At 52.4% G+C, this 14566-nt stretch carries 10 protein-coding genes; 2 read left to right on the top strand and 8 right to left on the bottom strand.

What is annotated here, in order from left to right:
- Window positions 1-253: 253 nt before the first annotated feature.
- The 4 genes from BUB67_RS03010 to BUB67_RS02995 form a co-directional block, all read right to left on the bottom strand.
- Window positions 254-1558 carry a bifunctional folylpolyglutamate synthase/dihydrofolate synthase gene (locus BUB67_RS03010; RefSeq protein WP_073235513.1) on the bottom strand — a complete coding sequence of 435 codons (1305 nt, stop codon included), beginning with the start codon at window positions 1556-1558 and terminating at the stop codon, window positions 254-256.
- A gap of 93 nt (window positions 1559-1651) precedes the next feature.
- Window positions 1652-1891 (bottom strand): type II toxin-antitoxin system HicB family antitoxin, encoded by a 240-nt coding sequence (locus BUB67_RS03005; RefSeq protein ID WP_238456929.1) that lies wholly within the window; start codon window positions 1889-1891, stop codon window positions 1652-1654.
- Window positions 1892-1939: 48 nt separating this feature from the next.
- On the bottom strand, window positions 1940-4579 hold the full coding sequence (locus tag BUB67_RS03000) for a valine--tRNA ligase (protein ID WP_073235509.1): 2640 nt from the start codon (window positions 4577-4579) through the stop codon (window positions 1940-1942).
- A 471-nt stretch (window positions 4580-5050) separates the two neighbouring features.
- Window positions 5051-5506 carry a TIGR04086 family membrane protein gene (locus BUB67_RS02995; RefSeq protein WP_073235506.1) on the bottom strand — a complete coding sequence of 152 codons (456 nt, stop codon included), beginning with the start codon at window positions 5504-5506 and terminating at the stop codon, window positions 5051-5053.
- A 153-nt stretch (window positions 5507-5659) separates the two neighbouring features.
- Between BUB67_RS02995 and BUB67_RS02990 the strand changes: the two genes are divergently transcribed.
- Together BUB67_RS02990 and BUB67_RS02985 are read left to right on the top strand one after the other, a co-directional pair.
- On the top strand, window positions 5660-6754 hold the full coding sequence (locus tag BUB67_RS02990; protein ID WP_073235502.1) for an ABC transporter substrate-binding protein: 1095 nt from the start codon (window positions 5660-5662) through the stop codon (window positions 6752-6754).
- Window positions 6755-6838: 84 nt separating this feature from the next.
- Window positions 6839-7957 carry an NAD(P)/FAD-dependent oxidoreductase gene (locus BUB67_RS02985; protein WP_238456935.1) on the top strand — a complete coding sequence of 373 codons (1119 nt, stop codon included), beginning with the start codon at window positions 6839-6841 and terminating at the stop codon, window positions 7955-7957.
- Window positions 7958-8012: 55 nt separating this feature from the next.
- Here BUB67_RS02985 and yihA read toward each other — a convergent pair whose 3' ends face one another.
- The 4 genes from yihA to clpX all read right to left on the bottom strand — a co-directional run bounded on the left by yihA (window position 8013) and on the right by clpX (window position 14558).
- Window positions 8013-8630, bottom strand: coding sequence for a ribosome biogenesis GTP-binding protein YihA/YsxC (gene yihA / locus BUB67_RS02980; protein WP_073235499.1), 618 nt, complete (start codon window positions 8628-8630; stop codon window positions 8013-8015).
- Window positions 8627-11059: an endopeptidase La gene (gene lon, locus BUB67_RS02975; RefSeq protein ID WP_073235496.1), complete on the bottom strand. Its 2433-nt coding sequence runs from the start codon at window positions 11057-11059 to the stop codon at window positions 8627-8629. Before lon ends, yihA begins: the two co-directional genes overlap by 4 nt.
- Window positions 11060-11272: 213 nt before the next feature.
- Window positions 11273-12991, bottom strand: coding sequence for an ATP-dependent protease LonB (gene lonB / locus BUB67_RS02970; protein ID WP_073235493.1), 1719 nt, complete (start codon window positions 12989-12991; stop codon window positions 11273-11275).
- A gap of 316 nt (window positions 12992-13307) precedes the next feature.
- Window positions 13308-14558, bottom strand: coding sequence for an ATP-dependent Clp protease ATP-binding subunit ClpX (gene clpX / locus BUB67_RS02965; RefSeq protein WP_073235489.1), 1251 nt, complete (start codon window positions 14556-14558; stop codon window positions 13308-13310).
- Window positions 14559-14566: the final 8 nt, after the last annotated feature.

Raw genomic sequence — 14566 nt, 5'->3', positions numbered from 1 at the left:
CATTACTTTTTTATGCAAAGTTCAAACTTTGTCGCTTATATGACAAATATGTGTTGCTTTTCAAGACAGTTTTCGACATTATTGCATATATTATAACACTTTTGTAGTATTTTTTACTTAAGATAATTTTCATATTGACTTGTGCCTGATTGTTTTTTCACATATTTTATTTTGATAGAGATTTTGACTTTATACATCCTTTTGCCTGCCGGTTTAAAACAAATAATCACTCCGGTTTACCTGTCCGAAGTGATCATACAGAAGAAAGTCCCAAAACTGAGCGGGCTTCCGCCACCATGTATAAAGAACCGGTGATACAAAGAATGTCATCCTGACGGGCTTTATCCAGAACCGTTTTTACTGCTTGCCGCACATCTTCTATGATCATTACATCCTCAAGGTATTTTTTTACATAATCCGCCAGTTTGGTCCAATCCCCGGCCCTGGGGTGATTGGAGCGGGTCACGACCACCGCTTTGGCCAGCGGGGCCAATTCCGCCACCACCTTGGACCTTTCTTTGTCTGCCAGCATACCCAGGACAAAGATCAATTGACGATCGGGAAAGTATTCCAGCAAAGCCTGCCTCAATGCCCGGGCTCCGGCATGGTTATGGGCGCCGTCCAATAGCACCGTGGGATTTTTTCTTACAACCTCCAGCCGTCCGGGCCAATGAACCCTTTGCAATCCTTCAACCACGGCAGCGGCAGGGACCGGGTGCCCGCCATTGGAAAAAAGCATTTCCACTGCTGCCACCGCGGTGGCGGCATTGATTCGCTGGTGCGACCCAAGCAGGGGAAGCTGAATGTGGTAGTGGTTGTGCAATCCTTTTATTTTAAATTGTTGGTATCCGCCGTTGTTGTCCCGCGGTTGAACAGAGGACCAGGTTACGTCCTTGCCCACCAGGATCAGTCTGCTTTGATTGGCTTTTGCCGCCTGCCAAATCACTTCCAGGGCAACCCCTTCGGCAGCGGTGACCACCGGGACACCCTTTTTGATGATGCCGGACTTCACCCGGGCAATTTCCTCAACGGTGCTGCCCAGGTGGTCCATGTGATCCAGGGTTACATTGGTGATGACCGAAACCAGCGGGGTTACCACGTTGGTTGAATCGATGGCTCCCCCCAGCCCCACTTCCAGGGCTACGTAGTCTGTTTCTTCCATGGCAAAATAAAGGAGGGCCAGGGCGGTGCTGACTTCAAATTCGGTGGGATGTTCGAACCCTTCGGCCACCATGTTGTCCATGTGCGGGCGGATCTCTGTGAGGAGTTGAGCCAATTTGGCTTCAGCAATTGGCCGGCCGTTGATGAGGAACCGCTCGGTGTAGCTGTGCAGGTGCGGGGAGGTGAACATGCCGGTCTTGTAGCCTGCCGCCCTTAGGATGCCGGCAATCATGGCGGTGGTGGAGCCTTTGCCGTTGGTGCCGCCGACATGGATGATGTTCAGGCGCCGGTGGGGATTGCCCAGCCGCCGCAGCAGTTCCTGGATACGGCCTAAGCCCAGGTTCATACCGAATTTGGTCAGGCCTTTAAGGTAGGTGATTGCTTCGTCGTAGGTCAATGGGGGTGGGTCCTTTCCTTTGTTCTGGTTGGTTGTCTATTTCTATTTATGAATACAGTGTCCCTTTCCTTTTGGGTACGCCGCTCTAAAGAGTTAGTGTCCGTCATTCTCGATCAGGAAAAACTTAATGGCTTCCTTAAAATTCTCCACGGCCTCTTCCATGGTTGCCCCCCGGGAAGCACAGCCCGGCACATCCGGGGTTACGGCATAGAAACCACCGTCCTCATGGTCTTCATGCACCTGTACCCGAATCCGCACCTTGATCTCGCCTTCCAATCCACCCTTGGGCAAGGGGGACAGGATTTCCTCAAATTGAAGTGGTATCTTAATCACCTCTCCCTACTGGGCTTATAGGCTGTTCTTTTGGGTTAGCCCATAAGTCTAACTTAACATCGCCAGGCGGTCTTGCAAAGCATTGGCTTTCATGGTGAGCTCCTGCTCCTTGGCCCTTTCCTTTTCAATGACGTCCGCCGGGGCTTTGGCCAGGAAGCCCTGGTTGTTCAGTTTGCCTTGCACCCGGGCAAGGTCGGCTTGGACAGCTTTCAGTTCTTTGTTTAAGCGGGCCATTTCTTTGTCCAGGTCAATGAGCCCCTTGAGGGGTACGAAGATCTCAACGCCACGGGTTACGGCACTGGCGGACTGGTCCGGTTTTTGCTGCAGTTCAGCCAGCACCTTCACTTCGGCATTGGCCAGCCCCTGGATATAGGCGGTGTTTCTTTCCAGAATGCCGCGGCATCCTGCATCACCGGATACCAGCACGGCCTCGGCCCTTTTGCCGGGAGGCACGTTCATCTCGCCCCGGATGCGGCGAATGGCGGTGATTACTTCAATCAGCACGGCCATTGCCGCCTCGGCGGTTTCATCCTGCAGGCTTTCATCCGGGGTAGGCCATTGGGCCAGCATGATGCTTTCCCCCCGGTGGGGCAGTTTCTGCCAGATTTCCTCGGTGATGAAGGGCATGAAGGGATGGAGCAGTTCCAGGGTCTCCCTTAATACCTGCACCAGTACCTGCTGGGCGGTGACCCGGTCCTCCGGTGTGGTTTTGCCAAACAGACGGGGTTTCGCCAGTTCAATGTACCAGTCGCAGAACTCGCTCCAAATGAACTCGTACAGCACACGGGCTGCTTCACCCAGTTCGTAACGCTCCAGGTAGTCGGTTACCTGGGAAACAGCGCTCTGCAGGCGGCTTAAAATCCAGCGGTCCGCCAGGGTATAGGGGCCGCCTTGGGCGGCAGGGTCGTAATCCCCCAGGTTCATCATAACAAAGCGGGAAGCGTTCCATAACTTGTTGGCAAAATTACGGGCGCCGTCCAGCCGTTCGAAATGGAAGCGCAGGTCGTTGCCGGGGGTGTTGCCGGTGATCAGCATAAACCGCAGGGAATCGGCGCCGTGGCTTTCAATAACATCCAGGGGGTCCACCCCATTGCCCAGGGACTTGCTCATCTTGCGTCCCAGGGAGTCCAACACCAGTCCGTGGATAAAGACTTCCTTAAAGGGTTCCTGATCCATGAAGCGGAGCCCGGAGAAAATCATGCGGGCCACCCAGAAGAAAATAATGTCGCGCCCGGTGACCAGCACCGAAGTGGGGTAAAAATGTTCCAGCTCGGGCGTCTTGTCAGGCCAGCCCAGGGTGGAAAAGGGCCACAGGGCAGAGGAGAACCAGGTGTCCAGCACATCGGGGTCCTGCTCCATCTTACCGCCGCATTTGCTGCAACCGGTTACCGGGGTAATGGAGGCCACTGTTTCATCACAATCCTGGCAGTAGTAAACGGGTATGCGGTGCCCCCACCAGAGCTGGCGGGAAATACACCAGTCACGGATGTTCTCCATCCAATTCAAATAAATCTTGGTGAAGCGTTCCGGAATAAAGGTAATACGTCCGTCTTTAACAGCCTCAATGGCCGGCTCGGCCAGGGGTTTCATTTTTACGAACCACTGTTTGGACAGCATGGGTTCAATGGCAGTGCTGCAACGGTAGCAGTGGCCCACAGCGTGGCTGATGTCTTCCACTTTCACCAGGGCGCCCATGGCTTCCAGATCACGGACAATTTGCTTGCGGCATTCCCAGCGGTCCATGCCCTGGTATTTACCGGCATTTTCATTCATTTTGCCGTATTTGTCAATGACCACCACCTCGGGCAACCCGTGCCGGCGGCCGATTTCAAAGTCGTTGGGGTCGTGGGCCGGCGTCATCTTCACAGCGCCGGTGCCGAAGGTGGGGTCGCAGTAGGCATCGGCGATCACCGGCAGTTCCCGTCCCACAATCGGCAGGATCAGGGTTTTGCCCACCAGGTGCAGGTAGCGGTCATCCTCGGGGTTGACAGCGACAGCCACGTCTCCCAGCATGGTTTCCGGGCGGGTGGTGGCAATCACGATATATTCTTCGGGATTGTCCTTGGCGGGGTATTTAATGTAATAAAGCTGGCCGGGCCTGTCCAAGTGCTCCACTTCAATGTCGGAGATGGTGGTCTGGCAATGGGGGCACCAGTTGGTAATATAGTAATCCCGGTAAATCAGCCCCTGCTCGTACAGGCGAACAAACACTTCCAGCACCGCCTTGGAGCATCCTTCATCCATGGTAAAGCGCTCCCGGTCCCAGTCGCAGGAGGCGCCTAGGCGGCGCAGCTGGGTGGTAATGCGGTTGCCATACTGTTCCTTCCAGTTCCAAACCCGCTCCAGGAATTTTTCTCGGCCCAGGTCATATTTTGACAGGCCCTCTTTGGCCAGTTGTTCTTCCACTTTGGCCTGGGTGGCGATACCCGCGTGGTCGGTGCCCGGAACCCACAGGGTGTTGTAGCCCTGCATGCGGCGCCAGCGGGTCAAGATGTCCTGCAGTGTATTGTCCAGGGCATGGCCCATGTGCAGTTGTCCGGTGACGTTCGGCGGCGGCATCACAATGCAGAAGGGAGTCTTATCCTTCTCTACTTCCGCGTGAAAATACTTGTTGTTTTCCCAGTGACGGTACCACTTGCCTTCCACCTCCCTGGGATTGTACACGGTTGGAATGTTGTTCTCGGTCACGTAGAATCACTACTCCTTTTTGGCGGTTGGTTGTTGGCTATTGGCTGTTGGCTTTTGGCCTTTAGCCATTGGCTTTTGACAAAAGGTAGTATTCAGAATAAAAAACACTCCTTAATACTATGCTTAAAGCCAATAACCAAAAGCCAATGGCCAATACTAACGGCCAATAGCATTAAAAAAGCTCCCGTCCAAATCAAGGACGGAAGCTGCTTTCCGCGGTACCACCTTGTTTCCACCCACAACAAAGCAAAACATTGATCGGGTGGCAACTCACAGGGCTGTAACGGGCCTGCCCGTCCAGGCCTACTGGTGGTTCAGCCTGGCGTCTCCGGGGCGACATCCTGGGGTTTTGGACAGAAGGCCTTGCAGCCACGGGCCTTCCTCTCTGCGACCAAAGGGTCCCGGAACTCCCCTTCTTCGACTTTGCCTACCCAATAGTTTAATAATTTTCAGAGTCTGTGTCAACCAAACCTACTTGCGAGAGCTCAGGTATCTTCTGCGGACAGCACGCTTTCTTACAGCAGGCAGGTTGACCCCGATAACACCGCCTACCGCTCCCAGCACGGCCATGGCCAGGTTTATTAATACCGGGTCCAAAACCGGTAACCCCGTCAGAGCCCCTGCCGCCACAAAGAGCATGCCGTAAATCAACCCGGTCATGCCCCCGTGCTGCCAGCCCCGGATACCTGCCGCAGCCCCGGCTCCCATTCCCCCGACGGCTGCGGAAACCAGAATGGTGAGCAAGACAGCCGGGGAAAAATGATAGACCGGTTGGTTGGTGACCACCACCACAAACCCCATCATTAAAAATACCGACAGGGTGACACTAAAGGCCTGTACCAGGCCTGTCCCCACTGCCCCCCTTTTAAAGGGCCTGTCCCCTTTTACACCATGCTTATGCCACTGCACAAAGGTTAATCTGCCCATCTTTTCCGGACCCCCTTAAAAAAATTCTCTTACATATGTATGCCCGCTTCCCAAAATTATGCCCATCAAACCAAAATATGGTTATTAAATTGAATCACTTAAATAAACATAGTAGTGGATTGGATTGCTTGGGTTGAAAGGGGTTGATCTTTCTTGAGAAGGCCTTGGAAATGGTTTTTGCTTGTGCTGCTGGCAGCCATTGCAGCGGGTTTAGGAACACACGGGGTCAGGACCTATCTCCTGTACAGTAAAGAGCCGGCAAAACCGGACATCGTGAAGGTCGCAGAAACAGAGCGTTCCTTGCTGGCGCTGCCGCATTATATCGCCCTGGCCCAAGGTTTTTACCGGGAGCAAGATCTCCGGGTGGAATCCTCTGTGCTGAAGGAGGCGGCGCAGGAAGAGTTGAAGCTGAACGATCAGGCAGATGTGTTGTTGGGTAACCTCAGCCAGGCATTATTCACCCGTCCGCTGGGAACCGGGGCGGACCTGGTGGCCTTTGCAGGGTTAGCCCGCAAAGAGGGCTCCTTTCTGTTGGGACGTGAGGAAACCCAGCCCTTTTCCTGGGACCGGGTGAAGAAGAAAAGTATCCTGGGGGATGCGCCGGATACCCAGTCCAACATCATTTTGGAAGAAGCCCTCAAACAAAACAAATTGATCCTGCAGCACCAGGTCATTATCATTCAAAACCTGCCGCCGAATTTAAAAGAAGGCGCCTTTCAGGCCGGTTTAGGACATTTTGTCCAGATGTCAGAACCACAGGCCACCTTGATCGAGCAGAACGGTTTTGGCAAAACCGCTGTCTTCCTGGGGACAGCCGTGGGTCCTGTGCCTGCCCTGGCCCTTATGGCGCCGGCATCTTACCTGAAGGGGCACAGCAGGCAATGCCAGAAGCTGGTCAACGGCCTGTGCAAGGGGATGCTCTGGCTGGATTATCATACCCCGGTGGAAGCGGCCAGAGTGGTGGCCCCCTATTTCCCCGACCTGGACCGTCAGACCTTGACCAAAATTATTGAGCGTTACAAAAAGTTGGGCCTTTGGGATAAAAGTCCGGTGATCCCGCAAGAGGACTATGAAAATTTACAGAATTATGTTAAAAGAGCCGGCGAATTGACCAACCCGGTGAACTATAAAGACGGGGTCTATACAAAGTTTGCCAGGAAGGCCGCCCGGACGGTGGAATATGTCCCGCCGGAAAAGGAAAAGGAAAAGACCTGGTGGGAGAAGATTAAGACGCTGGACTTTAAGTAGTTGGCGGAAAAAGGATTCTACCGCATAATAAATAATCGAAAAGATGCCGGGTACACTATAAGGGAACCTGGTTTCCTGGCGGAGGTGCTTCCCTTGCGTGTTGCCATCATCGGCGCCGGAGTATCGGGTCTGGCCTGCGCCCATGAGTTAGAACGCCTAGGCATATACCCGGATATTTTTGAAGAGCGCCCCCGTTGCGGGGAACTCTTTCCCCATGTGGCAGGCATCCTGCAGCTGATGAACCGGCCTGTGCGGGACCAATTGGAGTGGTTAAAAAAAGAATATCATTTAGAGATCCATCCCCTGGCCACCTGGAAGAAAATCACGATGAATGCTCCCAGGGTCAAAAGGGTTGTCCGGTCGGGCAATTTTGGCTATTTCTTGGAACGGGGGCAGGGACCGCGTTCCCTGGAGACCCAGTTGGTCAACAGCCTGAAAAGCCGGGTCAATTATAACTGCCGGGGTGATTACTCGGCATTGGCCGGGGAATATGACTATGTGGTGGTGGCCACCGGCAACCGGCAGGTTGCCGCAACCCTCGGTATTTGGAAAGATATCTTTAGCACCATGGTTCGGGGGGCTGTTGTTCAAGGTAAGTTTGACCCGGAAGAACTGATTATGTGGGTGAATACCGATTATGCCCTGGGGGCCTATGCTTATTTAACCGCCTTTAGCCCCACCAGGGCCAGCCTGGTGTTAATCCACGCCAATGCCAAACCTGGGGAAACGGAGAGGCACTGGGTTACTTTTTTAAAGAAGGAGAAACTTGATTATCACATCGAAGAAAACTTTTTGCTGGAACACGTCGCAGGTACCGCTTACCCGCACCAGGTAGGAAACATTCTTTTGGTGGGGGCTGCCGGTGGTTTTATGGAGTCTTTTTTAGGCTTTGGCACGGTATCCTCCCTGCGCAGCGGTGTCCTGGCGGCCCGGGCCATTAGGGGAAACCGGTGCTTTACAAAACTGGCCGATAAGTTGGACCAGGAAATGAGAAGGTCTGTTCGTTTGCGGGAAATTATCAATACAATGGAAAATAAAGATTATGACCGCTTGGTGACAACCGCCACTTCTCCTATTATTAAACAGTTATTCTATAACACAAATTTCCCTGTACTAAAATACGCCGGTGATATTTTAGAACTGGTGCGAGCTTCCGTGAACTGGGAGAAAAAAAGCATCTTACCCACCAAACGTTCCAAATAGGGGGTCAGACCCCCCGTAAAAAATGTCGAAAAAACCGCTGGCGTTTGACCAGCGGTTACTCTTTTTCTACCGACCTTTGACTGACCGTGTTATGTATCCAATTTTTTATAACTCCCAGCAGTTCATCCCGGCCCCGGCCGGTTTCGGCGGAAAAGGGGATCAGTTGATGTTCCGGGGCTAAAGGAAGGGATTTTTTGATCACTGCCTGCTGCCTGGCCCACTGGTTGTTGGAGATTTTATCAATTTTGGTGGCCACCACCACCGTAGGCAGCCTGTAATGCAGCAGCCACCCGTACATTTGTTTGTCCTGGGAAGTGGGGGTATGGCGGCAGTCCAAGAGCAGGAACACCCCTTTCAGGGGCTCTCTGTTCTTTAAATACCCCTCAATCATTTTTCCCCACTTGGCCCGCACTTCATCGGGCACCCTGGCATAGCCGTAACCAGGCAGGTCTACCATGACAAATTGGTCATTAATTTTAAAAAAATTAATCAGTTGCGTCCTGCCGGGGGTGCTGCTGGTTCTGGCCAAGCCCTTACGGTTGACCAACCTGTTGATTAAGGACGACTTGCCCACATTGGAGCGGCCCACAAAGGCCACTTCGGGTAAATTCCCCGGGGGATAACCCCCGGGGTTCACTGCACTGGTTAAAAACTCAGCGGCAACAATCTTCACGACGGTAAATGGGTTCCTCCTTGCTGCTGGACTTCCTGGTGATCCATGGGGGTAAAGTGAGGATTGTCAATGGTGGCCGCCGCTTCAGGCTCCACCACGTCGGTTTGCACCACTTCCTTTTCCAGCAGGGCAATTTCCAGCACTTGATCCATGTGATCCACCAGTTTAAATTCCAGCTGCTTTTTAATGTTGTTCGGAATATCTTCCAGATCCTTTTTATTGTCCCTGGGCAGTATAATCACTTTATTGCCGGCCCTGTGGGCAGCCATCACTTTTTCTTTAATGCCGCCCACCGGCAGTACCCGCCCCCGCAGGGTGATTTCGCCGGTCATGGCCACATCGTGGCGCACCTTGCGGCCGGTGAGCACCGAGGCCATGGCAGTGGCCATGGTAATCCCCGCCGAGGGACCGTCCTTGGGAATGGCCCCCTCGGGAATGTGAATGTGCAAATCCCACTTTTCAAATAACTCCTGATCAATGCCCAAATCCTGGGCCCGGCTGCGCACGTAGCTGTAGCCCGCCTGGGCGGATTCTTTCATCACTTCGCCCAGTTTGCCGGTCAGGGTCATACGACCGCTGCCTTTATAGGTGGTCACTTCAATTACCAGGGTGTCGCCGCCCACTTCGGTCCAAGCCAGGCCGGTAACGGTGCCAACCTCATCATTTTGCTCAGCCACCCCGTAACGGTAACGGGGAATTCCCAGGAACTGCTCCAAGTTCTGAGCGGTAACCTTCACTCTTGCCGCCTCCCCTGCCACAATTTTCTTGGCAGTTTTACGGCAGATGGTTGCAATTTTGCGCTCCAGGTTACGCACACCGGATTCCCGGGTGTACTCCCGGATCACTTTAAGCAGGGTGTTGTCCGAAACACTGATCATGTCTTCGGACAGGCCATGTTCCTTGATTTGTTTGGGTAGCAGGTGACGTTTGGCGATTTGCAGTTTTTCATCTTCAGTATACCCAGAAATCTGAATAACTTCCATCCGATCCAGCAATGGACGGGGGATTGACCACATGTTGTTGGCGGTAGTAATGAACATTACATTGGAAAGGTCAAAGGGTGTCTCAATGTAGTGATCGCTGAAGGTGCTGTTTTGTTCAGGATCCAGCACTTCCAGCAGCGCAGAAGCCGGATCCCCCCGGAAATCGCTGGCCATCTTATCAATTTCGTCCAGCAGGAAGACCGGGTTCTTGGAACCGGCGGTGCGCATGCCTTGAATGATCCGTCCGGGCATGGCGCCCACATAGGTCCGGCGGTGTCCACGGATTTCAGCCTCGTCCCGGACGCCGCCCAGGGAAATGCGAATAAACTTGCGGTCCAGCGCCCGGGCAATGGAACGACCCAAAGAGGTTTTTCCCACACCCGGCGGTCCCACCAGGCACAGGATGGGACCCTTCATCTTCTTGGCCAGCTTACGAATGGCCAGGTATTCAATAATTCTTTCCTTGGGGTCTTTCAACCCGTAATGGTCAGCGTCCAACACCTCCTGGGCGGCTTTAATATCGATACGGTCCCGGGTGCTCTTGCTCCAGGGAAGGCTAAGGAGCCAGTCCAGATAATTGCGCACTACCGTGGCCTCCGCAGCCATGGGAGGCATTTTCTCCAAACGCTCCACTTCTTTGAGGGCCTTTTCCTCGGCCTCTTTGGGCAGTTTGGCCTTGGCAATTTTTTCTCTCAGTTCTTCACATTCAGCTACCCGTTCGTCCTTTTCGCCCAGTTCCTTTTGGATAGCCTTCATTTGTTCCCTCAGGTAGTATTCCTTCTGGGTTTTTTCCATTTGCTTGCGGACCCTGATGTTGATTTTCCGCTCCAGTTCCACAATTTCCAGCTCCCTGGCCACAATGGCGCAGAGTTTTTCCAACCGCTCCACGATATCAACGGCTTCCAGCACCTTTTGCTTATCCTCGATACGCAGCGCTAAGTGGGAAGCGATAATATCGGCCAGGCGCCCGGGTTCTTCCAGGTTTACCACCGAAACCACGGTTTCCGGGGGTATGCGCTTGGATAGTTTCACATATTGTTCAAACTGGTAAACCAGGCTCCGCATAAGGGCTTCAATTTCAGGGTTTTTCTCAAATTCTTCGGCGTACTGTTCAATTTCCACCCTGAAATAGGGTTCCAGATGATAGTATTTATTTATTTTGGCCCGGGCAATGCCTTCCACCAGCACCCTGATGGTACCGCCCGGAAGTTTTAGTAATTGCTTAACTTCAGCTACAGTTCCTACCTGGTAAATGTCGTCCGCTGTGGGTTCATCGGTCTGCGCTTCCTTCTGGGTCGCCAGGAAGATCATTCTGTCCTGCACCATGGCTTCTTCAATGGCCTGTACCGATTTCTCCCGACCCACATCCAGATGAATCACCATATAGGGAAAAACCAGAATGCCCCGCAGAGGAAGCAGAGGTAGAGATTTCATTACGGAATTCACTGCTACACCTCCTTGTATACTCCAATCATATGATCATTAACTAGTGAACCAGAATACAGTAATCATAACATAAAAATTAAGAATCTCGCCACAACAATAATTCCCAGTAACGGAAAAAACCCAGCAATAGCTGGGTTTCTTAAGCTTGCAGAAGCCAATTTGTTATTCTCCGCTTACAGGATGTTTCATAATTCGCAATTATTTTATACATGATCAGGATTTGGCAGCTTCCTGGGACAAAAAGGCTGCAGCAGGTATTTCCAGTGCCGCCGGGACCGGTTGCCATTTGGGCTCCTCTGCCAGAGACTGGCCTATTAAGGCTCCTTTGATCACCTCGTCCAGTGTTTCTACCGCTACCACGGTAATGTCCTCCATGTTTTTAAATATTTCCTGGTAATTTTCTTCGGGAATAAAGACTTTTTTAACTCCGGCCTGGCGGGCTGCCTCCACTTTGGCCACAATGCCGCCCACCGGTTTCACCAGCCCCCGGATAGAGATTTCACCGGTCATGGCCACGGTATTGTCCACCGGGATTCCCTTAATGGCAGAGTAGATGGCGGTGGCAATGGTGACCCCGGCCGAGGGCCCGTCCACCAGGCCGCTGCCCAGGAAATTAACGTGGATATCATAGTTTCTCGGGTCTACATCCATCACCCGCCGCAGCACCGTGACAACATTCTCCACCGAGCTGCGGGCCATGCTCTTGCGGCGTATCCTTTTGCCGCTGCCGCCGATTTCTTCTTCCTCAACCACGCCGGTAACGGTAATTTTGCCCGCTCCTTCAGCCGCGGGGATAACGGTGGCCTCCACCTCAGAAAGGATACCCATATTGGGGCCGTAGACCGCCAGGCCGTTCACCACGCCAACTTGGGGCTGCGGGTTGATCTTCCGTTCCGGTCGCGGGGTGTACTGGCCGCTGTGGATAACCCACTCGATGTCCCGTACCAGAATTTCTTTTCTTCCCTCGGTAAGGGCAATGCCACCGGCAATTTGAATGATGTTAACCGCCTCGCGGCCATTGGTGGCATAGCGTTTTATCACATCTAAAGCGCCCTCTTCCAACGGGAAACCGATTTTCTGGGCCGCGTTGGCCGCGATTTTTTCAATTTCATCCGGCAGCAGAGGCCGGAAGAAAATTTCTAAACACCGGGAGCGGATGGCCGGGGGAATTTCTTCCGGCGTCCGGGTGGTTGCCCCCACCATGCGAAAATCGGCCGGCAAACCGTTCTGAAAAATATCATGAATATGGGTGGGAATGTTGGTGTCTTCGGAGCTGTAATAAGCGCTCTCCAAAAAGACTTTACGGTCCTCCAACACTTTTAACAGTTTATTCATCTGGATTGGGTGCAGTTCCCCGATTTCGTCAATGAAAAGCATACCCCCGTGGGCCTTGGTGACAGCGCCGGGCTTGGGCTGGGGAATCCCCGCCATCCCCATGGGACCGGCACCCTGATAAATAGGATCATGCACCGACCCAATCAACGGGTCGGCAATGCCCCTTTCATCAAAACGGGCCGTAGTGGCATCCAGTTCGATAAACTTTGCGTTTTCCTTAAAGGGTGAGTTGGGTGATTTTTTGGCCTCTTCCAATACCAAGCGGGCTGCAGCCGTTTTACCCACCCCCGGGGGACCGTAAATAATAACGTGTTGCGGGTTGGGACCGCAGAGGGCAGCCCTGAGGGATTTAAGCCCTTCTTCCTGACCAATGATTTCGCTGAAGTTTTTGGGTCTGGTTTTCTCTGCCAGCGGTTCGGTTAAAGAGATGGACCGCAGCCGCTGAAGCTTCTCCATTTCTTTACGGGACTCTTTTTCCACAGCTGTCTTATTACCCTGCTGGGCCTTCAGCAAATTCCAAAAATAAAGTCCGATGACCACCGCAAAGAATACCTGTATAAAGGTGAGAAAACCCCCAAGACTGGTAAGCTCCCCCATAGCAATGCCTCCTTTAGGTTGAGTTCCTTTTTGTATTATTACTAAAAAGGCCAGGTTTTACACATGCTAACGGGTATTTCTTTTGGGTCGGCCATTAGCCTTTAGCCTTTGGCCATCGGCTTTTTGACTTTGGGGTATTGCTTGCTGTTCCTGTTGTTTAACTTACTCTCATTTCTTATAGGTTTAGTTTACTAAAAGCCTATCAAGTCAGAGCAAAACCAGAAAAGGCTAATAGCTAATGGCTAGAATCGGCATAACAACTCCCATAGAAAAGCAAAAACACGGAGCCTAAACTCCGTGTCGAAATCTGTACTAATCACGCCGTTTCTTCCTTTTTCTTCTTATTATCCATTGTAATAAGAAGCGGTTCACCCTTCTTGAGGATGGCTTCCTTGGTGATGATGACTTTTGAGATATCCTTGCGGGAAGGAATGTCATACATGATGTTTAACATGACCTCTTCCATGATGGCGCGGAGGCCGCGGGCGCCGGTATTGCGTTTGAGGGCCTCTCTGGCCACCTCACGCAGAGCGTCCGGCTGGATTTCCAGGGTTACGCCGTCCAGCTCGAACAGTTTTTCATACTGTTTGGCCAGGGCGTTCTTGGGTTCGGTCAGAATGCGGACGAGAGCCTCTTCATCCAGGGCATCCAAAGTGACAATGACAGGCAAACGTCCCACAAATTCGGGAATCAAACCAAATTTGAGAAGGTCTTCCGGCAAGATGTTGGCCAGGATCTCACCGATTTTTTGTTCCTTTCTGGTCTGGATCTCTGCACCGAAGCCCATTTGCTTCTTGCCGATGCGGTTTTGAATGATTTTTTCAATCCCATCGAAGGCGCCGCCGCAGATAAACAAAATGTTGGTGGTATCCAGTTGGATGAATTCCTGGTGCGGGTGCTTGCGGCCACCCTGGGGCGGAACGCTGGCAACTGTACCCTCCAGAATCTTCAACAGGGCCTGCTGTACTCCTTCGCCGGAAACGTCCCTGGTAATGGAAGGATTCTCGGACTTACGGGCAATTTTATCAATTTCATCGATGTATACAATGCCCTTTTCGGCCTTCTCAACATCATAATCCGCAGCTTGAATAAGCTTAAGCAGGATATTCTCAACGTCTTCACCGACATATCCTGCCTCGGTTAAAGAGGTGGCATCTGCGATGGCAAATGGCACGTTTAACAAGCGAGCCAGTGTCTGGGCCAGCAAAGTCTTACCACAACCGGTGGGACCGAGCATGACGATATTGCTCTTGGAGAGTTCAACATCTTCCACTTTGCCCCCGAGGTTAATCCGCTTGTAGTGGTTATAGACCGCCACGGCCAGTTGTCGTTTGGCGTTTTCCTGGCCGATGACATACTGGTCTAGAATAGCCTTTATTTCTTTGGGCTTTGGTAAATCGCTCATATCCAAGCCGAGGTCGTCGCTTAACTCTTCTTCGATGATTTCATTGCACAATTCAATGCACTCATCGCAGATATATACTCCGGGTCCGGCTACAAGCTTTTTAACTTGGTCCTGCAGTTTGCCGCAGAAGGAGCACTTGAGCTGGCCTTTCTCGTTAAACATATTTCCAC

It is taken from the genome of Desulforamulus putei DSM 12395, assembly GCF_900129195.1.
Taxonomy (GTDB): Bacteria; Bacillota; Desulfotomaculia; order Desulfotomaculales; family Desulfotomaculaceae; genus Desulfotomaculum; species Desulfotomaculum putei.
This window is presented reverse-complemented; position numbering and strand designations above follow the sequence as displayed.

Coding starts and splice junctions, on each gene's coding strand:
- clpX (WP_073235489.1), bottom strand. CDS start 14,558: ATGTTTAACGAGAAAGGCCAGCTCAAGTGCTCCTTCTGCGGCAAACTG.
- lonB (WP_073235493.1), bottom strand. CDS start 12,991: ATGGGGGAGCTTACCAGTCTTGGGGGTTTTCTCACCTTTATACAGGTA.
- BUB67_RS02995 (WP_073235506.1), bottom strand. CDS start 5,506: ATGGGCAGATTAACCTTTGTGCAGTGGCATAAGCATGGTGTAAAAGGG.